Annotated in this window: 15 protein-coding genes; 8 read left to right on the top strand and 7 right to left on the bottom strand. The window is 70.5% G+C overall.

Going from position 1 to position 20,412, the window contains the following annotated elements; all coding sequences use genetic code 11:
* Positions 1–18: 18 nt before the first annotated feature.
* From OE229_RS07620 to OE229_RS07635, 4 genes are all read right to left on the bottom strand, one after another.
* Positions 19–1,050 (bottom strand): aldo/keto reductase, encoded by a 1,032-nt coding sequence (locus OE229_RS07620; protein ID WP_280634932.1) that lies wholly within the window; start codon positions 1,048–1,050, stop codon positions 19–21.
* On the bottom strand, positions 1,047–1,613 hold the full coding sequence (locus tag OE229_RS07625; RefSeq protein ID WP_182065874.1) for a TIGR03086 family metal-binding protein: 567 nt from the start codon (positions 1,611–1,613) through the stop codon (positions 1,047–1,049). Before OE229_RS07625 ends, OE229_RS07620 begins: the two co-directional genes overlap by 4 nt.
* A gap of 773 nt (positions 1,614–2,386) precedes the next feature.
* Positions 2,387–2,947, bottom strand: coding sequence for a YceI family protein (locus OE229_RS07630; protein WP_027464630.1), 561 nt, complete (start codon positions 2,945–2,947; stop codon positions 2,387–2,389).
* A gap of 109 nt (positions 2,948–3,056) precedes the next feature.
* Entirely contained in the window at positions 3,057–3,989 is a 933-nt protein-coding gene (locus tag OE229_RS07635) for a hypothetical protein (protein ID WP_262137281.1), read from the bottom strand.
* Positions 3,990–4,460: 471 nt separating this feature from the next.
* On the opposite strand from OE229_RS07635, the gene OE229_RS07640 reads away from it, so the two are divergent.
* The 8 genes from OE229_RS07640 to OE229_RS07675 all read left to right on the top strand — a co-directional run bounded on the left by OE229_RS07640 (position 4,461) and on the right by OE229_RS07675 (position 13,750).
* Positions 4,461–5,465 carry an aldo/keto reductase family protein gene (locus OE229_RS07640; RefSeq protein WP_262137282.1) on the top strand — a complete coding sequence of 335 codons (1,005 nt, stop codon included), beginning with the start codon at positions 4,461–4,463 and terminating at the stop codon, positions 5,463–5,465.
* A 190-nt stretch (positions 5,466–5,655) separates the two neighbouring features.
* Positions 5,656–6,180: a GtrA family protein gene (locus OE229_RS07645; RefSeq protein WP_182065872.1), complete on the top strand. Its 525-nt coding sequence runs from the start codon at positions 5,656–5,658 to the stop codon at positions 6,178–6,180.
* Positions 6,177–7,694: a glycosyltransferase gene (locus tag OE229_RS07650; protein WP_262137284.1), complete on the top strand. Its 1,518-nt coding sequence runs from the start codon at positions 6,177–6,179 to the stop codon at positions 7,692–7,694. The genes OE229_RS07645 and OE229_RS07650 overlap by 4 nt, the downstream gene beginning before the upstream one ends.
* Positions 7,691–9,679: an ArnT family glycosyltransferase gene (locus tag OE229_RS07655; protein ID WP_262137285.1), complete on the top strand. Its 1,989-nt coding sequence runs from the start codon at positions 7,691–7,693 to the stop codon at positions 9,677–9,679. The genes OE229_RS07650 and OE229_RS07655 overlap by 4 nt, the downstream gene beginning before the upstream one ends.
* Positions 9,680–10,121: 442 nt before the next feature.
* Positions 10,122–10,946, top strand: a complete 825-nt coding sequence (locus tag OE229_RS07660) for a DUF4397 domain-containing protein (RefSeq protein WP_182065869.1) — start codon at positions 10,122–10,124, stop codon at positions 10,944–10,946.
* Positions 10,947–11,045: 99 nt separating this feature from the next.
* Entirely contained in the window at positions 11,046–12,200 is a 1,155-nt protein-coding gene (locus OE229_RS07665) for a glycosyl hydrolase family 8 (RefSeq protein ID WP_262137287.1), read from the top strand.
* Positions 12,197–12,910 (top strand): class F sortase, encoded by a 714-nt coding sequence (locus OE229_RS07670; RefSeq protein WP_262137289.1) that lies wholly within the window; start codon positions 12,197–12,199, stop codon positions 12,908–12,910. Before OE229_RS07665 ends, OE229_RS07670 begins: the two co-directional genes overlap by 4 nt.
* A 45-nt stretch (positions 12,911–12,955) precedes the next feature.
* Positions 12,956–13,750, top strand: a complete 795-nt coding sequence (locus OE229_RS07675; protein ID WP_071405494.1) for a polyprenol monophosphomannose synthase — start codon at positions 12,956–12,958, stop codon at positions 13,748–13,750.
* 105 nt (positions 13,751–13,855) lie between these two features.
* On the opposite strand, the gene treZ is transcribed toward OE229_RS07675, so the two are convergent.
* Genes treZ through glgX form a run of 3 tightly spaced genes read right to left on the bottom strand, consistent with a single transcriptional unit; the run spans position 13,856 to position 20,336 of the window.
* Positions 13,856–15,610, bottom strand: a complete 1,755-nt coding sequence (gene treZ / locus OE229_RS07680) for a malto-oligosyltrehalose trehalohydrolase (protein WP_262137290.1) — start codon at positions 15,608–15,610, stop codon at positions 13,856–13,858.
* Positions 15,607–18,108 carry a malto-oligosyltrehalose synthase gene (treY, locus tag OE229_RS07685; protein ID WP_209133489.1) on the bottom strand — a complete coding sequence of 834 codons (2,502 nt, stop codon included), beginning with the start codon at positions 18,106–18,108 and terminating at the stop codon, positions 15,607–15,609. The genes treZ and treY overlap by 4 nt, the downstream gene beginning before the upstream one ends.
* On the bottom strand, positions 18,105–20,336 hold the full coding sequence (gene glgX / locus OE229_RS07690; protein ID WP_182064883.1) for a glycogen debranching protein GlgX: 2,232 nt from the start codon (positions 20,334–20,336) through the stop codon (positions 18,105–18,107). Before glgX ends, treY begins: the two co-directional genes overlap by 4 nt.
* Positions 20,337–20,412 lie beyond the last annotated feature (76 nt).

Below are 20,412 nucleotides of genomic sequence, written 5' to 3' on the forward strand. Positions count from 1 at the left end.
CGTCCGCTCGTGGGGGCGTCAGAAACCCGACGGCACCCGGGGTGTGTACGCGGACTCGAGTCGCGTGACCTCGTCGTCGGTGAGCCGCAGCGACGCTGCGGCCACCGCGTCGTCGATGTGGTGCTCCTTCGTCGCGCCGACGATGGGCGCGGAGACCGCGGGCTTGCCGGCGACCCAGGCCAGGGCGACCTGCGCCATCGGGACGCCGCGCTCCGTGGCGACGGCCTCGACCGCGTCGACGATCGCGCGGTTGGCGTCCTCGTCCTGCTTGTACAGGGTCTTGCCGAACTCGTCGGTCTGCGCACGCGAACCCGACCCGGAGGCGTCCCAGGGGCGGGTGACACGGCCGCGGGCGAGGGGGCTCCACGGGATCACGCCGACGCCGGTGTGCTCGCAGAACGGGAGCATCTCGCGCTCCTCCTCGCGTTCGAGCAGGTTGTACTGGTCCTGCATGCTCACGAACTTCGTCCAGCCGTGGCGCTCGGCGGTGTGCTGCATCTCGGCGAACTGCCACGTCCACATGCTGCTCGCGCCGATGTACCGCGCCTTGCCGGCCTTGACGACGTCGTGGAGGGCCTCCATGGTCTCCTCGATCGGCGTCACCGGGTCGAAGCGGTGGATCTGGTACAGGTCGACGTAGTCGGTGCCCAGCCGGGTCAGGGACGCGTCGATCTCGTGCATGATCGCCGCACGCGACAGACCGGCGCCGTTCCGGCCGGGACGCATCCGGTTGAAGACCTTCGTGAAGACCTGGACGTCCTCGCGCGGAGCCAGTTCGGCGAGGAGTGTGCCGGTGATCTCCTCGCTGCTGCCGTCGGAGTAGACGTTCGCGGTGTCGAAGGTCGTGATGCCGGCCTCGAACGCGCGACGGACGAACGGGCGGGCGTCGTCGATGCCGACGCTCCAGGCGTGCGAACCCCGGTCCGGGTCGCCGTACGACATCATGCCGAGGACGACGCTGCTGATCTCGAGCCCCGAGTTGCCGAGGCGCTTCGTGTCGGTGGTCATGCTGCTCGTCTCCGCGGCAGTGCCGCTCGTGTCGGTGGTCATGCCGTCACTCTGGCATCGCGGCCTGTGACGGCGAGCAGGCGGACCTGGAGCGGGGAGTCCTCGGTGACGTCGACCGGGGGCGCGTACAGCCCGGTGGCGGCGAGGTCCTCGATCTGGGGCTCGAAGTACTCCCACACCGCGCGGACGAGCTCCTCGGGCAGGGCCTCCTCGGTGCCCGTCGCCCGGGCGAGGTCCCACGTGTGGATCGTGATGTCGCTCGTCTGCTCGGTGAGGTACTGCGCGGCGGGCACGACGTCGGTGCTGAGGTGCACGGGGGTGTCCTGCGGGGCGTTCCGCCAGGCGTCGGTGGCCGCCGTGGCGAACCGGTGCCACTCGGCCACCAGGTCATCACCGATCGGCTCGAGGTCGGCCTGGGCCTGGGCGTAGTCGCACCCGGTCAGGAGCTTCGGGATCCAGCGCTGCTCGTCGACCACGTGGGCGACGAGGTCGCGGGTGGTCCACTCGGAGTCGGGGGTGGGAGCGTCCCAGTCGGTGACGGCGGCGACACGGCGGCCGAACTCGGCTGCCGCGAGGGCCTGCATCGCGATCCAGTCGGTGGCCATGGTGGTGCTCCTGTTCGTCGTGCGGGCGTGTGCGCTGGTGCTTGTGCTCTTGGTGCTGGTGCTTGTGCTGGTGCTGGTGCTGGTGCTGGTGCTGGTGCTGGTGCTTGGTGCTTGGTGCTTGGTGCTTGGTGCTTGGTGCTTGTCGTGCAACTCGGGGTGCGGAGTGTGGATTCCCCTCGCCTCGTCGCACGTGCCAACGTTACGCGGCGGCAGCGCTCGGCCGCCCGTCCCCGCTGTCTGCCCTGCCCTTGCTCGCTTTCGTGCCCCGTTTGTGCCCCCGTGTGCCCCCTGTGCCCCCGTGCTCGTCGTTGGGGGGTCCTTGCTCGTCGTTGCTCGTTCTCGCGCGTCCTTGCGCGAGCGGGCGAAATGCCGCGCTGCGTCCCCGCCGTGTCCCGGGCATTCCGCCCGCTCGGCCACGCTTCCGATCTCGGCCGGGGTCGCTCGCGCCCTCCGCTCGGGTCCTTGCGCGAGCGGGCGAAATGTCAGGCGTGCCACAGGGACCGGCGTGGTGTTTCGCCCGCTCGTAGCGTCCGACACGGGCGCCGGCGTGGGTGTGATCGCGGGGGCCGGCGTCGACTTCGGTGCCGGCATCGGCGAGCGGGCGGGATGCCTGACGAGCCAGGACGAGGCTCCGTGGTGTTTCGCCCGCTCGTGGTCGGGGGAGCGGTGCCGACAATGAAGAACGCCCCGACTCCGTGCGGAGTCGGGGCGTTTTTCTCGGGTTCGGGGAGTGCCGTTCGGTGCCCTCAGGCGGGCAATGCGTCAGAGGTGGGTCAGGCCGCCTGGAGGACGAACTGGACGTCGAGGTTGATCGTGACGTCGTTGCCGAGCGTGAAGCCGCCGGCCTCGAGCGCCGCGTTCCAGTTCACACCGAACTCGGTGCGGTCGATCTTCGTCGTCGCCTCGGCACCGAACTTGACCTGGCCGTAGCCATCGGTGGTGAAGCCGCCGAGCTCGGCCTTGAGGACGACCGGCTTGGTGACGCCGCGCAGGGTCAGGTCGCCCGCGATGTGCAGGTCGTCGCCCTTCGCCTCGATGCTCGTGGAGCGGAAGGTCAGCTGCGGGTGCTCCTCGGTGAGGAAGAAGTCGCTCGTCTTGAGGTGCTGGTCGCGCTGCTCCTGGCCGGTGTTGATCGACGCGACGTCGATGTTGGCCTCGACGGTCGATTCGAGCGGGTTCTCGGCGGTGACGACGGTGGCGTCGAACGTCTCGAACTTGCCCTTGACCTTGCTGATGGCGAGGTGGCGAACCGAGAAGGTGACCTCGGAGTGGGTCGGGTCGATCTTCCAGGTGCCGGTCTTGTAGCCGGGAACGGTGTCAGCGGTGAGCGTCATGGTGGTCCTTCTTCCGAACGAGAGTCTGCGGTGCGACGCGTTCCATGCGCCTGCATCGAGTTGATACTACGACAGTGTGCACCGTTTTGGTTGAAGCGTCAACCATTGTTCACCCAAGTGTCGCAAACCGCGTGTCGTGGGCTCCTCTGGTACCGACCTCGAGCAGCCGACGGATGCGGTGCACGAAACGCTCGACACCGTGAGCCAGGTCGTCTGCTGTCGCTCTGACGAGCCACCAGTCCACGTCCTTCAGGTGTTCCCCGCGCGTCAGGTCCTTCCGGAAGGTCGCGGGATCGGTGCGGTGCAGATCGCTCTCGTACTCGATCGCGACCCTGGCAGCGGGGTAGGCAAGGTCCACACATGCGATCCACTGCCCGTCGACGACGACATCGTGGTTGAGCGACGGCTCTGGGAGCCCGCGACGAACGAGTGCCAGCCGTGTCCGGGTCTCTCCGGGAGACCGAGATCCCCGCCGGATCTCGTCGAGCGCGAGGCGGAGCTTCACGATGCCGCGCATCCCTCGTCGTCGATGGACGGCCTGGGCGAGTTCGTCGAGCGTCGCCCAGCCGAGCCACCCCACGAGCGCATCGCCCGCGACGATGAGTTCGTCGAGCGTCAGCATCGAGCCCAGTGCGACGAACGTGTCGGCCGGAGTGGTCAGCGGGACCCCTCGTGCGATCGTCGCGCGGACCGATCCGTACCGGGCCCGGTGGCCGACCGTGCCGCGAACCCGGAGCGCTTGGTCGGTCCCGATCCTCGTGACGTGCAATCGCTGGTCGCGTTCGAGACGGCGGGGCAGTGGGATGCCGATGATCGCTGCTGCGGTGACGTGGCTGAACACCTGATCGGGGCGGAGCCGAGGAGCGAGTGCTCTCGCACGTTCATCTACGGCCTCAGGCGGGAACGCCGATCGGATGCCGTGGAACGGGCGGACGAGATCGCGAGCATCGAGTCGGCCACGCGACACGCCTCGATGCAGCGCATCCCGTACTCGGAACGAAGCGTCGCGGAGTGCCATCGGGAGTCGGCGTCTCACGGTCATCTCCACAGCGTGACGGCGAGCCGATCCCGAGGGGGAGAGTCAGGCCTCCTTTGTGGACGGCTTGCCCGCTCTCGCCGCTGTGGAGGGACGGCTGTTCCTGCGAGCGGGCGAAACACCGTGCCTGCCGCCTGGCCGCACGGCGATGTTTCGCCCGTTCGCCGGGTGGAGGCGATCGAAGGGAGCAGGAAGCCACAGCCCGGGGTCGTCCTCCAGGCGAGCGGGCGAAATGTCTGGGTGTGCTGGCGAGGGCACCGTGGCATTTCGCCCGCTCGCGGATCCCCTTCCCGACCCCGCACCCCCGCACCCCGCACCGCCGCACCGCCGCACCTCCACCCCCGCACCCCGCACCGCCGCACCCCGCACCTCCACCCCCGCACCCCGCATCTCCAGCCCGCGCCACACCCCCCACCCCCCCCGACAGGCACTCGCGGGACCCCTCACGCCGCGGCAGGAGCCAGTAGCGTCGGGGCCATGGAATTCAGGTACCTGGGCAACTCCGGACTCAAGATCTCCGAGATCACCTACGGCAACTGGCTGACGCACGGCTCGCAGGTCGAGAACGACGTCGCCACCCAGTGCGTGCGGGCAGCGCTCGACGCCGGCATCACCACGTTCGACACCGCGGACACGTACGCCAACACCGCCGCCGAGACCGTCCTCGGCGAGGCGCTCAAGGGCGAGCGGCGCCAGTCCCTCGAGGTCTTCACGAAGGTCTACTGGCCGACCGGCCCGAAGGGGCACAACGACGTCGGCCTCAGCCGGAAGCACATCATGGAGTCGATCGACGGCTCGCTCGAGCGACTGCAGACCGACTACGTCGACCTCTACCAGGCGCACCGCTACGACTACGAGACCCCCCTGGAAGAGACGATGCAGGCCTTCGCCGACGTCGTCCGCCAGGGCAAGGCGCTCTACATCGGCGTCAGCGAGTGGTCTGCAGAGCAGATCCGCGCCGGTGCCGCACTCGCCAAGGAGCTCGGTTTCCAGCTCATCTCGAACCAGCCGCAGTACTCGATGCTGTGGCGGGTCATCGAGGGCGAGGTCGTCCCCGCCTCGAAGCAGCTCGGCCTGTCGCAGATCGTCTGGTCGCCCATCGCGCAGGGCGTCCTGACCGGCAAGTACAAGCCGGGTCAGCCCGTGCCCGAGGGCTCGCGCGCCACGGACGAGAAGGGCGGCGCGGACATGATCAAGCGGTTCATGCGCGACGAGGTCCTCGAAGCCGTGCAGCGCCTGCAGCCCGTCGCCGACCAGGCCGGCCTCACGCTCGCGCAGCTCGCGATCGCGTGGACCCTGCAGAACGAGAACGTCGCGTCGGCCATCGTCGGCGCCTCGCGTCCGCAGCAGGTCACGGACAACGTCAAGGCCGCCGGAGTCAAGCTCGACGCGGACGCCCTCGCGGCGATCGACGAGGCACTCGGCGACATCCCGGAACGGGACGCGTCCAAGAACGTGTCCCCGTCGTCGCGCCCCGCGTAGACGCGACCGACCGACGGACGGGAGGCCCGGTGTCAGCTGGCACCGGGCCTCCCGTCCGTCGTCCCCGCGCCGCTGACCACCGCAGCTGACGGATCGTCAAGATGAACGGCATGTGTCGTGTATCTGGCAGGGGCCTGGCAAAACACGTACCCCACCCAAACCACCCACCCAGGCCCCCCGAATCGGGGGCATGACCCGAACTGATACCCCCGTTCTGGTGTCACCCGACACCGGTGCGGAGCGGACCGTGCGCCCTGGCGCGGTCCCACGCCTGCTCGCCACCGCGAGGCAACTCGCGTCGTTCGGCACCATCGGTGCCGTCTGCTTCGTCATCGACCTGGGCGTCTACAACCTGCTCCGCGCCACCGTCATGTCGGACGGTCCCATCGCCGCGAAGATCGTGTCGGCCATCGTGTCGACCTCGGTCGCGTGGATCGGCAACCGCTTCATCACCTTCCGTGCCCAGCGCCAGACCGGCCGCCGCGAGACCGTCCGCGAGGGGTTGCTCTTCGCTGCCACGAACCTCGTCGGCCTCGGCATCGCCGCTGCCTGCCTGTTCGTCTCGCACTACGTCCTCGGCTTCACGTCCACCCTCGCCGACAACGTCGCCGGCAACGGCGTCGGCCTCGTCCTCGGTACCGCGTTCCGCTTCGCCGCGTACAAGGCCCTCGTCTTCCGGTCCACCGACACTCGTCCGAAGGGGTTCCCCGAATGACCATCCCAGCCGTGTTGCTGACGGCCGCAGGGCCGCTGCTCCAGCCCGACGAACGCCCTGGCACGACCGGGGACGTCCCGAACCGTGGGACCACGGACGTGCCGACGGGAGGCTCGGGGCAGCTCCCACAGGCCGCCTGGTCGCTGGGCGAGTGGCTCGGCTACTCGACCCTCATCGCCCTCTCCGTGCTGCTCACGATCATCGCGTTGACCACCCTCTGGTGGATGCTGCACGCCTGGCGGTCCCGGGACGCGCTCAAGTCCACCAGCTTCAGCCAGACCCCGCTCCCGGCGGCGCACCGGTTCACGCTCCTGGTGCCCGGTCGGCACGAGCAGGACGTGATGGGGCAGACACTCGACATGCTCGCGACCCAGGACCACCCCGACTTCGAGATCATCGCGATCGTCGGGGAGGACGACCCGGAGACCGACGCCGTCGTGCGTGCCGCGGCGGCTCGGCACCCCTCGCTGATCAAGGTCGTGGTGGACGACACCCTGCCGAAGAACAAGCCGAAGGCGATGAACCTGGCGCTCCAGCACGCGACGGGTGACATCGTCGGCGTGTTCGACGCCGAGGACGAGGTCTACCCGCGGCTGCTCTCCCTCGTCGACTCGCGGTTCCAGGAAACGGACGCCGACGTGGTGCAGGGCGGCGTCCAGCTGATGAACTTCAAGTCGAGCTGGTGGTCGCTCCGGAACGTCCTGGAGTACTACTTCTGGTTCCGCTCGCGCCTGCACTTCCACGCCGGGTCCAAGTTCATCCCGCTCGGGGGCAACACCGTCTTCGTGACGCGCTCCCGCCTGGAGTGGTCGAACGGCTGGGACGCGCACTGCCTCGCCGAGGACTGCGAACTCGGCGTGCGGCTCTCCGCCGACGGCGCGAAGGTCGTCGTCGCCTACAGTCCCGAGGCCGTCACCCGTGAGGAGACCCCGCCGACCTTCGCCTCGCTGCTCAAGCAGCGCACGCGGTGGAACCAGGGCTTCCTGCAGGTGCTGGGCAAGGGGGAGTGGAAGAAGCTGCCGTCCTTCCGGCAACGGTTCTTCGCCCGCTACATGCTCACCATGCCGTTCATCCAGGCGGCCACCGGACTGCTCATCCCGCTGAGCGTCCTGATGATCCTGTTCGTCAAGGTGCCGACGGCGATCGCCCTCGTGTCGTTCGTGCCGGTGGCACCGACGCTCATGCTGCTCGCCGTCGAGGTCGTCGGGCTGAACGAGTTCGGCCGCCTGTACGGCGAGAAGGTCCGGCTCCGCGACTACGTGCGGCTCGTGCTCGGCCTGGTGCCGTACCAGGTGTTCCTCGCCGCCGCGGCGGTCCGGGCAGTCGTCCGGCACGCCAAGGGACAGAACGGGTGGGAGAAGACCGAGCACACCGGTCAGCACCGCAACGGACAGGTCATCGGCTTCGCCTCGGACCTCGATGGGTCGGGCGCGGCGTCAACCTCGGTCACCGGATCGGGCGCGGCGTCGTCCGACCGTGCGTTCGCCGGCACCACCACGGGAGGCACCCGATGACCGCCAGCATCACCGACACCACGGGCATCCCGATCCGCGGTGCCGCCGCAGCACACCGCTCCGGCATCGGGGCGTGGTTCCGACGGCACGCAGCCAGCCTGACGTGGTTGCTGCCCGTCGTCGCGGTCACCGTGCTCGTCCAGGCCTGGAACATGTCGGGCACGCCGCAGCGCATCGACGACGAGGGGACCTACACCGCTCAGGCGTGGGCGATCACGAACCTCGGCGAGCTCACCCACTACACGTACTGGTACGACCACCCGCCGCTCGGATGGATCCAGATCGCCGGCTACACCGGGCTGACCGGGGCGTTCGCGCGGTACCCCTTCGCGGTGGAGGCCGGGCGCGAGGCCATGGTGTTCTTCTCCGCCGTCTCGAGCATCCTGCTGTTCGTGCTGGCCCGACGTCTCGGTGCCGGACGGATCACGGCGGCCGCGGCCGGACTCGTCTTCGCGCTGTCACCGCTCGCGCTGCAGTACCACCGCACCGTGTACATCGACAACGTCGCGACGCCCTGGCTGCTCGCTGCGTTCGTCCTCGTGCTGAGCCGTCGCCAGCAGCTCGCCGGGTTCGCCGGTGCCGCTGCCTGCCTCGGCATCGCCGTGCTGTCCAAGGAGACCTACCTGCTCGCGCTGCCGTTCCTCATCTGGATGGCCGTCCGTCGCGCCGACACGAGCACCCGCCGGTACACGCTCAGCGTCGCCGGGGCCGTGCTCGTGCTGATCGGCGGCGGGTACCTGCTGCTCGCCGCGGTGAAGGGCGAACTCGTGCCGGGCAACGGGCGAGTCAGCCTGTGGGAGGGCGTCACCTACCAGCTGGGGTCGCGGACCGCCTCCGGATCGGTGTTCGACGTGGGCAGCCTGGCGAACGAGGCCGCCGCGCAGTGGTGGGCACTCGACCCGGTGTTCATCGTGCTCGGCTCGGTCGCGGCCTTCGTCGGGCTCTTCCTGCGACGGGTCCGACCGATCGCCGCGATGCTCGTGTTCCTGCTCGCGGTGATGTTCCGGCCGAACGGGTACCTGCCGGTGCCCTACGTCATCATGCTCATCCCGTTCGCAGCGCTCCTCGTCGCGTACACCGTGGAGCGTGCCGTCCTGACGATCGCCGGTCGGGTCCACACCCGGGGCTGGTTCGGCCCGAGGGCCCGGCGCGGCCTCGGCATCACCTGGGCCGTCGTCACGACTGCGGCGCTCGTCGTCGCGGTGCCGCTCTGGGGGACGCAGCTGCGCGGGTTCCTGCTCGGCAACCTCGACCTGCCCATGCAGCAGGCCGAGCAGTGGGTGGGCGACAACGTGCCGAAGTCCTCGCGCCTGCTGGTCGACGACGCCATGTGGGTCGACCTCGTGGACGACGGCTTCGCCCGGAACAACGTCGTCTGGTACTACAAGCTCGACACCGACGGAGCGGTGGAACGGCAGTCACCGAACGGCTGGAAGGACTCGGACTACGTCATCACGACGGACTCCATGCGCACCGGCGGCAACTCGTCCACCGACGTGCGGCAGGCGATCGAGAACTCCACGGCCGTCGCGACCTTCGGTACCGGTGACCAGCAGGTCGAGGTCCGCCGGATCCACGCCGAGGGAGCCAGTGCCGCCGAGACCGCGATCACCCGGGCCACCGACGTCCGGAAGACCCTGGGGACCGAGCTCGCCTCGAACCCGTCCCTGCGTGCGGACGACGGCACGAAGTCGCAGTTCCGCGCCGGACAGGTCGACTCGCGGGCGATGATCGCGCTCGGACAGGTGCTCGCCGACCAGGACGTGCGGGTCGACCGGTTCACCCCGCGCACCGGGGAGACCGGCCAGCCGTTCCGGACCGTCGTCCTGCACACGAGCGACGACGCCTCGGCTGCCCGGGTCCTTCGGACCTTCGACGCCATGTCCGAGGCCTTCCGGCCGGACTCGGTCGAGCGCGAGGGAGCACGGCTCACGGTGACGTACGCCCCGGCCGACCCGACGACGACCGCGACGAGCGCCTCGTGACCCGCGATCGCTCGGCCGGGCCGACCGATCGGGCGTCGGCCGAGCTGACGTCCCGCGAGCGGGCGAACCGCGAGCGGGCGGAATGCCCGGAGGCCTCCGGCGCGGACCCCGGTATTCCGCCCGCTCGCCGGATCGGCCGCGATGACCCTCACCGCGAACGCGTCGGGGCGGAACGCCCGTTGGACGAGCGGGCGAAATGCCCGGGCGGCTCCGGCGCTGACCCCGGTATTCCGCCCGCTCGCGCGGCGGCCGCCGCGCGCCCGGGGCGCGCACGGTCCGCACGAACCGTACGAACCGCACGAACCGCACGGCCTGCACGAACGGCACGAGCCGCACGAACCGCACGGCCTACACGAACCGCACGGCCTGCACGAGCCGCACGGCCCGCACCTCGACACGACGACCGCACGCCAACCGCACCTCGACCCGAAGGAGCACCATCATGACCGCACACACCACGAACCGCCGCCGCACCGTCGTCGTCGGAGCGCTCACCGCCACACTCGTCGCCGCGACCGTCGGGCTCGCCGCCCCGCAGTCCGCCTCCGCCGCGACGGCCGACCAGGGCTGGCTCCGCGTCGGACACCTGTCGCCGGACACGAAGGGCGTCGACGTCGAACTGTCCAGCCTCGCCGGGGGCAAGACCGTCTTCGAGCTCGACGACGTCACGTACGGCCAGGTCAGCCCCTACGAGAAGCTGCCGGTCGGCACCTACGTCCTGTCGATGCGCGCCGCCGACGCCCCGGACTCCACGCCTGTCATCTCCACCGACGTCACCGTGCAGGAGGGCGACGCGAGCACCGTCGTCGCCTACGGCAAGAACGACGGGCTGAAGACGACCGCGTTCACCGACGACCTGCAGCAGCCCGGCGACGGCAAGGCGAAGCTCCGGCTCGTGCAGGCCGCCACCACCGCGAAGCGGGTCGACGTGCAGACCTCCGAGGGGACCCCGATCGCCGAGGACGCCACCTTCGGCACCGCCACGAAGTACGCCACGGTCGACGCCGGCAAGTGGTCGCTCGACGTCTCCGGCAGCGGTCAGCAGGGCACCGCCAAGGTGGACCTCGCCGGCAACACCGTCTCGACCCTGTTCGTCCTCGACGACAGCGAGGGCAACCTGACGGTCGTGCCCGTGACGGACGCTGCGGCGACCGCCGCCACCCCGTCCGGCGGTGTGCAGACCGGCGGTGGCGGCGCAGCCGCCGACCGGCCGGTGACCGAGGCGGTCCACGCGGCCGTCGCGATGCTCCGCTCGCTGTTCCGCTGACGCCCCGGACTGGAGGCACGGATCACGTGCGCCGCACGGCCCACGTGATCCGCGCCTCCCCGTCGACCCCCACCACCATCCCCGGAGAGGCAGGCCAGCATGACCCGCAGGACCTGGATACCGGTCGCCGCCGCGGCGGCGGTCATCGTCGCCGTCGTGGTCGCGATCGTCGCCGTCCGCCCCTGGTCGTCGAGCACCACGACCGCCGACCTTGGCACGGCGACCCCGACCTCGACCACCGCGCCCGACGCGACGCGCTCGCCGCAGCAGCTGCGGTCCGCGTTCCTGGACCGCTACGTCGAGGGCGGTCGCGTCGTCCGCACTGACCAGGGCGGTGACACCGTCAGCGAGGGGCAGGCGTACGGCTTGCTCATCGCCTACGCGAACGACGACCGTGCGCGCTTCGACGCGATCTGGGAGTGGACGGAAGCGCACCTGCTCACCGACGACGACCTGCTGGCGTGGCGGTGGACGTCCGATCAGGGCGTCGCCGACGAGCAGTCCGCGAGCGACGCCGACCTCGACGCAGCCCGGGCCCTGGTGCTCGCGGGGAAGGCCTGGGACGACGACCGGTACACCGCCGCGGGCAAGCGCATCGCGGCGGCGATCCTCCAGCACGAGACTGCCCGGACCGACCTCGGCACGATCCTGCTGCCCGGACCGTGGGCGGATCAGGAGCCCTACCGGTACAACGCCTCGTACGCCTCGCCCGCGGCCTTCTCGGTGCTGGCGGACGCCACCGGGGACGACCGCTGGAACGCGCTGACCCGGGGTTCGCGCGCTGTGACCGCGGCCGTACTGGACGCCTCCGACCTGCCCAGTGACTGGTCCCAGGTGCACGCCGACGGATCGGTGGACCCGATGCCGGCCGTCGGTGGCGACGGGCGCGTGCTCTACGGGTACGACGCGATGCGGACGCCGCTCCGGTACGCCGAGGCGTGTTCGGCGCCGGACCGGGAGCTCGCGGCGGCACTCGCGCCCACACTCGGACGGACGACCCAACTCGCCTCGCAGCTCGACCTCGGTGGCACCCCGGTGACGCGGGACACGAACGCGCTGGCCTACACCGCGCGGGCCGCGGCCGAGCAGGCTGCCGGTTCCTCCGGTGCGGCTGCCGCCGACCTCGAGCGGGCCGACCGGACGGCGGCGACCACGCCGACGTACTACGGGGACGCCTGGCTGGCCATCGGCTCGACCATGCTGACCTCCGACGTGCTCGGGGGTTGTGCCGGCGACGTGGGAGGCGGCTCGTGAGCGGCCGTCGGAGCGCCGGGCGCGTCTCGGCCGTCCGGCGCCGAGGCGTGGTGATCGGTGCCGTGGTCGCCGCAGTCGTGGTGGTCGGGGGTGTGGCCGGGGTGGCGGTCGCGTCGACCGTCGGCGGTGGTGCGTCGTCGGCGCCGTCGCAGTCCTCGTCGTCTCCGTCGCAGTCGTCGTCGTCTTCGTCTCGTTCTTCTTCGTCGTCCTCGGGTACGGGCATCGAGGGGTTCCAGGACCCGGCTGCACCGCAGGCCCGCTCGACGGCCACCCCGGTCAGCGTGTCGATCCCCGCCATCGGGGTGCGGTCCTCACTCGAGGACCTGCACCGCGGCGCGGCCGGGGAACTCGACCCGCCCGTCGACTGGGACAGCGCGGGCTGGTTCAGCGACGGGATCGTCCCCGGCGAGGTCGGCCCCGCCGTCATCGCCGGTCACGTCGACAGTCCCACGAGCGCCGCGGTGTTCTTCCGGCTCGACGAACTGGTCGCCGGCGACGAGGTCCACGTCCGGATGTCCGACGGCAGCACCCGCACCTTCACCGTCGACCGTTCCGAGCGCGCCGCCAAGTCGGCGTTCCCGACGAGCGACGTCTACGGCCCCACCCCCACCCCGCAACTCCGACTCATCACCTGCGACGGCACGTTCGACACCGCCACCGGGCACTACACGGACAATCTGATCGTGTTCGCAGACCTGTCGTCGGATTGACCCAACTAGCCCGCGATACATTCGATGTGGAGCACGAGGAGCACCATGAGCGAGACCCTGGTCATCATCCCGACCTACGACGAAGCCGAGAACGTCCGGCCGATCGTCGAGCGCACGTTGGCCGCGACCGACGACTCCGTGCACGTGCTCGTCGTCGACGACAACTCGCCCGACGGCACCGGCGACATCGCGGACGCCATCGCCCGCGAGACCGACCGGGTGCACGTCATGCACCGCACCGTCAAGGACGGCCTGGGCGGCGCGTACCTGTCCGGCTTCGCGTGGGGCCTGGAACACGGCTACGCCAAGCTCGTCGAGATGGACGCCGACGGCTCCCACCACCCCGAGTACCTGCCCTGGATGCTCGAGCTCGCCGACTCGAACGACCTGGTGCTGGGCTCCCGGTGGATCAAGGGCGGCAAGGTCGAGAACTGGCCCTGGTACCGGCTCCTGCTCTCCCGCGGCGGCAACCTGTACACGCGTCTCGCCCTGGGCATCGCCGTGCGCGACGCGACCGGTGGGTTCCGGGTGTTCACCTCGCGGGCGTTCGAGCGGATCGACCTCGCCGGCGTCGCGTCGAAGGGGTACTGCTTCCAGGTGGACCTGTGCTGGCGTGCCCTCGAGGCGGGCTTGCGGGTCGTGGAGACGCCGATCACGTTCACCGAGCGGGAGTTCGGCGTCTCGAAGATGAGCGGCAACATCGTGCGCGAGAGCCTGGCACTCGTGACGAAGTGGGGCATCGACCGCCGGATCCGCGAGACCCGCTCCCTGGTCAAGGACCACCGCAAGCTGCCGTCCGTGCGGAAGAACGCGCACGCGGTCGCCGACCACGCGGGCTGAGGCCGAAGACACGCGAACGCCTGCACACACGAACGGCGACGGACCCGGGGGTTCGTCGCCGTTCGTGTGTGCAGCCTGCGGCTCGCTCGCGCAGCCCGCGGTCGGCTAGCGGAGCACGACCACGCCGCGGCCACGGAAGCGGACGACGCCGGCATCGACCTCGATCGCGCCGAAGCCGTAGAGCTCCTCGCCCACGGCGTCGGGCACCGGGACCTCGGCTGCGTCGTCGGCGAGGTTCACCACGACGTGCACCGGTGCCACGTCGGGGCCGAGCAGCCCGCGCGTGAGCACGAGCCAGCGGCGGTCCTCGTCGAAGCGGACGGCGTTCGCCTCGTAGCGGTGGTCGACGAACGCCTGGTCCGTGCGCCGCAGGGCGATGAGTACCCGGTAGGCACGCAGGATCGCCGCACCGCGTTCCGAGCTGACGTCGGCCCAGTCGAGCTTGGAGTTGGTGAACGTCGTCGGGTCCTGCGGGTCCGGCACCGCTGACTCGTCCCACCCGTGCTCGGCGAACTCGGCGATGCGCCCCTCGGCGGTGGCCTTGCCGAGCTCGGGCTCCGGGTGCGAGGTGAAGAACTGCCACGGCGTCGAGGCTGCGAACTCCTCGCCCATGAACAGCATCGGCGTGAACGGCCCGAGCAACGTCAGGGCCGCGGCGATCACGAGCCCCTCGTCGTCGAGCGTCGCCGCGAGCCGGTCGCCGGCCGCGCGGTTGCCGATCTGGTCGTGGTTCTGGTTCGCGACGACCAGGGCCGTCGCGGGGGAGGTCCCGCGGTCGATCGGCCGGCCGTGACGCTTGCCGCGGAACGACGACCACGTGCCGTCGTGGAAGAAACCGTCCTCGAGCACCTTCGCCAGCGCCGACAGCGGGGCGAAGTCGGCGTAGTAGCCGTTCGTCTCGCCGGTGAGCGCCACGTGCACGGCGTGGTGGAAGTCGTCCGACCACTGCCCGGTGAGGCCGTACCCGGCGGCCTCGCGCGGCCGGAACATCACCGGGTCGTTGAGGTCGGACTCCGCGATCAGCGACAACGGACGACCGATGAACGACGAGTAGGCGTCGGTCTCGTCGGCCATCGACGCCAGCACGTGCGGGCGGGTGGTGTCGCGGATCGCGTGCACGGCGTCGAGCCGGAGCCCGTCGACGTGGTGGTCGCGGAACCACATGCGGACGTTGTCGAGCACGTACCGACGGACCTCGGGGTGTTCGACGTTCACCGAGTCACCCCAGGTGTTGCCGAGCCCGGCCAGCAGGTACGGGCCGTACAGCGGCAGGTAGTTGCCGCTCGGTCCGAGGTGGTTGTAGACGACGTCCTGGATGACGCCGAGCCCCAGCGCGTGCGCCGTGTCGACGAACCGGTCGTAGGCGTCCGGGCCGCCGTACGGGGCGTGCACGGAGAACCAGCCGACGCCGTCGTAGCCCCAGTTCCACTCGCCGTTCACGGCGTTGACGGGGAGCAGCTCGACGAACTCGACCCCGAGCTCGACCAGGTGGTCCAGCTTCTGGGCGGCGGCGTCGAGCGTGCCCTCGGGCGTGTAGGTGCCGATGTGCATCTCGTAGATCACGGCGCCGCGGGCCGGACGTCCGGTCCACGACTCGTCGGTCCACGCGAACCGTGCGGGGTCGACGACCTCGGACGGGCCGTGCACGCCCTCGGGCTGGTACCGGCTGCGCGGGTCCGGTCGGATCGCGTCGTCGTCGCCGACGCGGAACCCGTACCGGGCGCCGACGACCGGCATCACGGCGTCGGTGGACCACCAGTCGTCGTCGCCCTTGGTGAGCGGGTACTCGACGTCGTCGACGACGAGCCGGACCCGGTCCGGCTCGGGCGCCCAGACGGCGTAACGGTCGGGTGCGGTCATGCGTGACCCTCCAGGATGTCGATCTCGGCCTGCGCGTCGGTCTCGGTGGCGTCCGTCGTGCGGTCGGCGGCGGGCCGGGAGGCGCCGCTCGCGTCGGACACGGCGGTCACCGCGTCGGCGTGGCCGGCTGCACCGACCGCGTCGGCGGGCACGAGCAGCGCGACCGGGTAGGTGGTGAGCAGGTCGGCCAGCGCGATCCCGCGGTCGGCGGGGACGTGTCGGCCGGTGAGCAGGTCGATGCGCTCGACGGGGACGGCGTGCACCAGTGTGTCGCCCCAGCCGCCGACCCGGTCGAGGCCGATCGGCAGCCGCGTCGCGATCGTCACGGCACCGCCGCGGTCGAACGCGATGACGTGGTCGGCCGCGCTGCCGGTGGCCTCGAGCTCCAGGTACCGGGTGAACAGCTCCGGGTGGTCCCGACGGATGCGCAGTGCGCGGGTCGTGACCAGGAGCTTCGCGGCGCCGTCGATGCCGATGGCCGGCAGGTCCTCGGGCCCGTCGTCGTCCGGGCCGTCGAGCTCGGCGAGCACGTGACGCCGCTCGGCATAGTCGACCGGACGACGGTTGTCGGGGTCGACGAGCGAGCGGTCCCAGAACTCGGTGCCCTGGTAGACGTCGGGGACGCCCGGTGCGGTGAGCTGGACGAGCTTCTGGGCGAGACCGTTCGACCACCCGGCGGCGTCGATCTGCTCGTCGAGGGCGTCGAGCACGGCGACCACGTCCGGGTTGTCGAACGCGGCGTCGACGATCGCGTGCATCTGCTGCTCGAACGCCTCGTCGGGCTCGGTCCAGGTGGTGCTGTCACCGGCTTCGCGGGATGCCTTCTCGGCGTACGCGTGCAGACGCTCACGGCTGGCGGGCCGGGCACCGACGATCGCCTGCCAGAGCAGGTCGGCGAACACGCGGTCCTGCAACGGCACGAGCGACTGCAGACGCTCGAGCGTGGCGGCCCACTCGTCGCCGAGCTCGGCCAGCACGGCGATGCGGGCGCGGGTGTCCTCGCTGCGCTTCGTGTCGTGCGTGGTGAGCGTCGTCATGGTGTGCGGCCAGCTGCCGAGCCGTTCGCGCTGTGCCTGGTGGAAGTCCGCCACCGAGACCGCGAAGACGCTCGGGTCGCCGCCGACCTCGCTCAGGGACGACAGGCGCGAGGTGCGGTAGAACGCCGTGTCCTCGACGCCCTTCGCCATCACCATGCCGCTGGTCTGCTGCAGTCGGACCGCCGCCGCGTTCGTCGGGTCGACGAGTGCCGGTGCGATCCGGTCGATGACGTCGTCGAGGTCCGGTCGGGCCTCGGCGGCACGCTCGAGCGCGGTGATGAGGTGGTGGGCGCCCTCGGGCAGGTACGTGCGGTACACGTCGAACGAGGCCACGATCTCGGCGACCGCGTCGACGATTCGCTCGTGCGTGATCGTCTCCGTCACGGCGCTCGGCGCGAGCAGGCGTGCGAGCCGCTCGACCTCACTGCCGAGGATGCCGTCCGCGATGCCCCGTCGGGTGTCGTGCGTGAGCTGCTGCCAGTCGGCCGGCTCGGCGCCCGATGCCGCGGTCAACGCCTGCTCGCCCGCGGGGTCGACGAACACGCGGTCGAGCACCCCGAGGGCGTCGTACCCGGTGGTGCCGTCGACCGGCCACGAGCTCGGCAGCTGCTCGCCGGGCTCGAGGATCTTCTCGACGAGGGTGTAGGCCCCGCCGGTCAGCTCCGCCAGGTCCTGCAGGTAGCCCGCCGGGTCGTACAGCCCGTCCGGGTGGTCGATGCGCAGGCCGTCGACGAGGCCGTCGCGGAACCAGCCGCCGATGACCCCGTGCGAGGCCGCGAACACCTCGGGCTCCTCGACCCGGATCGCCGCGAGGGTGTTCACCGCGAAGAACCGGCGGTAGTTCAGGTCGTGGTCGGCACGCTTCCAGTGCACGAACGCGTAGTGCTGGCGCTCGTGGACGGTCTCGACGGTGTCGCCGTCGTGCACCGTCCCGGGTGCGGTGGGGTAGGCGGTCTCGCCGACGCGGAGCACCGGACGCTCGGCGTCGGACGTGTCGAGCGTGACCGCGTCGAGCAGCCGGTCGTCGAGCACGGGGACGCGGAGCTTGCCGTCGCCGGCTTCCCAGTCCACGTCGAAGGCCCACGCCACGGGGGAGCCCTGCCCGAGTTCGAGCAGGGACCACCACCACGGGTTCGACTCGGGGGTCGCGACGCCGACGTGGTTCGGCACCACGTCGACGATGACCCCGAGGCCGACGGCGTGCGCGGCCTCGGCCACCGCCCGCATCGCCTGGTCACCGCCACGGTCGGTGTCGACCCGCGTGTGGTCGACCACGTCGTAGCCGTGGTTCGACCCGGACTCGGCCTGCAGCACCGGCGACAGGTACAGCCAGTCGGCCCCGAGGTCGTGCACGTAGTCGACCAGGTCGCGGGCGGCGTCGAGGTCGAAGTCGGCCGAGACCTGCAGCCGGTACGTCGACGAGGGGACGCGGTTCGCTGCGCCGGGCGTTCCGGCGGTCATCGGGCGGCTCCGCTCGGTGCGGTGGAACCGGCCGGGTTGGCCGGGGTGACGGCGTCCTGCGGGGCGACCGGTTCGGGGGCGCCGTCCTGCTCGGCGTCGACCGGGGTGCTCGTGACCTCGTGGTCGGGCTCGGCACGCAGGACGATCATCGACCGCGCGGGGACGTCGAGCGGGGTCCCCGCATCGAGCACCTCGTCGCGTGCGCCGGGGTCGGCGGTGTCGATCCGGACGGTCCAGCCGGGGGAGTACTCCTCTGGTGGGAGCGTGAAGGTCACGACGTCGTCGTGGGCGTTGAAGTACGTGATGAAACCGACGTCGGTGACGCGCTCACCACGGGCGTCGCGCCCGCGGATGCCCTCGCCGTTCAGGTACATGCCGACACTCTTGCCGAAGCCGGAGTCCCAGTCCTCGGGGTCCATCGCGTCGCCCGAGGGGGTCAGCCACACCACGTCGGGCAGCGGCTCGCCCTCGCCACGACGGACCGGACGGCCGTTGAAGTACCTGGTCCGGCGGAACGTGGGGTGGTCGTGCCGGAGCTTCACCACGTCGGCGGTGAACTGGATGAGGTCCTCGTCCGCACTGTCCCAGTCGATCCAGCTGAGCTCGGAGTCCTGCGCGTAGACGTTGTTGTTGCCGGACTGCGACCGGCCGAGCTCGTCGCCGTGCGCGATCATCGGCACGCCCTGGCTCAGGAGCAGGGTGGCCAGGAAGTTCCGGCGACGCTGCAGCCGCAGGGCGTTCACGGCCTCGTCGTCGGTCGGGCCCTCGGCGCCGGAGTTCCACGACCGGTTGTGGCTCTCACCGTCGTTGTTGTCCTCGCCGTTGGCCTCGTTGTGCTTCTCGTTGTAGGCCACCAGGTCGTACAGCGTGAAGCCGTCGTGCGCGGTGATGAAGTTGATGCTCGCCTTGGGCGTGCGGCCGTCGTGCTCGTACAGGTCCGCCGAGCCGGAGATCCGCGAGGCGAACTCGCCGAGCGTCGACGACTCACCGCGCCAGAAGTCGCGGACGGTGTCGCGGTACTTGCCGTTCCACTCGGACCACTGGGGCGGGAAGTTGCCGACCTGGTACCCACCGGGGCCGACGTCCCACGGCTCGGCGATCAGCTTGACCTGCGACACGATCGGGTCCTGCTGCACCAGTTCGAAGAAGGCCGACAGCCGGTCGACTTCGTAGAACTCGCGGGCCAGTGCCGACGCGAGGTCGAAGCGGAACCCGTCGACGTGCATCTCCGTCACCCAGTAGCGGAGCGAGTCGAGGATGAGCTGCAGCGAGTGCGGGTGCCCGACGTTGAGCGAGTTCCCCGTGCCCGTGTAGTCCATGTAGAACTTCTTGTCGTCGTCGACCAGGCGGTAGTAGGCCGCGTTGTCGATGCCGCGGAACGACAGCGTCGGGCCGAGGTGGTTGCCCTCGGCGGTGTGGTTGTAGACGACGTCGAGGACGACCTCGATGCCGGCGCGGTGCAGCTCGCGCACCATCGTCTTGAACTCCTGGACCTGCTGGCCCTGGTCGCCCGACGACGAGTACGCCGAGTGCGGCGCGAAGAAGCCGATGGTGTTGTAGCCCCAGTAGTTCGACAGCCCCTTGTCCTGCAGGGTCGAGTCGTTCACGAACTGGTGCACCGGCATGAGCTCGAGCGTGGTGACGCCGAGACGCTGCAGGTGCTCGATGACCGCCGGGTGGGAGACGCCGGCGTACGTTCCGCGCTGCTCTTCCGGCACGTCGGGGTGGGTCTCGGTGAGTCCCTTGACGTGCGCTTCGTAGATGACGGTCTCGCCGTACGGCGTGCGCGGCGGGCGATCCCCCTGCCAGTCGAAGAAGGGGTTGATCACGACGCCCTTCATCATGTGCGACGCGGAGTCCTCGTCGTTGGTCGAGTCCGGGTCGCCGAACGTGTACGAGAAGAGCGACTGGTCCCAGTCGATCTCGCCGCTCGTCGCCTTGGCGTACGGGTCGAGCAGGAGCTTCGACGGGTTGCAGCGTGCGCCGGAGTCCGGGTCGTACGGGCCGTGCACGCGGAAGCCGTACTCCTGCCCGGGGCCGATGTTGGGGAGGTACGCGTGCCAGACGTAGGCGTCCACCTCGAGCAGGCGGACGCATTCTTCGTTGCCGTCGGAATCGAACAGACAGAGTTCGACGCGCTCGGCGACCTCGGAGAACAGCGCGAAGTTCGTGCCGCTCCCGTCGTAGGTCGCCCCGAGCGGGTACGGGTTTCCGGGCCAGGTGTGCAAACGGTCCTCCAGGTGTGGGTCCGGCCAACATATCGGCGGCGCTCGTCCGCGTCCGCAGACAAGCCCCAGCTGTGGA

The sequence above is a fragment of the Curtobacterium poinsettiae genome (assembly GCF_025677645.1).
GTDB classification, from domain to species: domain Bacteria; phylum Actinomycetota; class Actinomycetes; order Actinomycetales; family Microbacteriaceae; genus Curtobacterium; species Curtobacterium poinsettiae_A.

Bases quoted from the DNA above. Each gene is read 5' to 3' on its own strand.
- OE229_RS07625 (WP_182065874.1), bottom strand. From the start codon at position 1,613: ATGGCCACCGACTGGATCGCGATGCAGGCCCTCGCGGCAGCCGAGTTC.
- OE229_RS07635 (WP_262137281.1), bottom strand. From the start codon at position 3,989: ATGACCGTGAGACGCCGACTCCCGATGGCACTCCGCGACGCTTCGTTC.
- OE229_RS07675 (WP_071405494.1), top strand. From the start codon at position 12,956: ATGAGCGAGACCCTGGTCATCATCCCGACCTACGACGAAGCCGAGAAC.
- OE229_RS07640 (WP_262137282.1), top strand. From the start codon at position 4,461: ATGGAATTCAGGTACCTGGGCAACTCCGGACTCAAGATCTCCGAGATC.
- OE229_RS07665 (WP_262137287.1), top strand. From the start codon at position 11,046: ATGACCCGCAGGACCTGGATACCGGTCGCCGCCGCGGCGGCGGTCATC.
- treZ (WP_262137290.1), bottom strand. From the start codon at position 15,610: ATGACCGCACCCGACCGTTACGCCGTCTGGGCGCCCGAGCCGGACCGG.
- OE229_RS07630 (WP_027464630.1), bottom strand. From the start codon at position 2,947: ATGACGCTCACCGCTGACACCGTTCCCGGCTACAAGACCGGCACCTGG.
- treY (WP_209133489.1), bottom strand. From the start codon at position 18,108: ATGACCGCCGGAACGCCCGGCGCAGCGAACCGCGTCCCCTCGTCGACG.
- OE229_RS07620 (WP_280634932.1), bottom strand. From the start codon at position 1,050: ATGACCACCGACACGAGCGGCACTGCCGCGGAGACGAGCAGCATGACC.
- OE229_RS07655 (WP_262137285.1), top strand. From the start codon at position 7,691: ATGACCGCCAGCATCACCGACACCACGGGCATCCCGATCCGCGGTGCC.
- OE229_RS07645 (WP_182065872.1), top strand. From the start codon at position 5,656: ATGACCCGAACTGATACCCCCGTTCTGGTGTCACCCGACACCGGTGCG.
- OE229_RS07660 (WP_182065869.1), top strand. From the start codon at position 10,122: ATGACCGCACACACCACGAACCGCCGCCGCACCGTCGTCGTCGGAGCG.
- OE229_RS07650 (WP_262137284.1), top strand. From the start codon at position 6,177: ATGACCATCCCAGCCGTGTTGCTGACGGCCGCAGGGCCGCTGCTCCAG.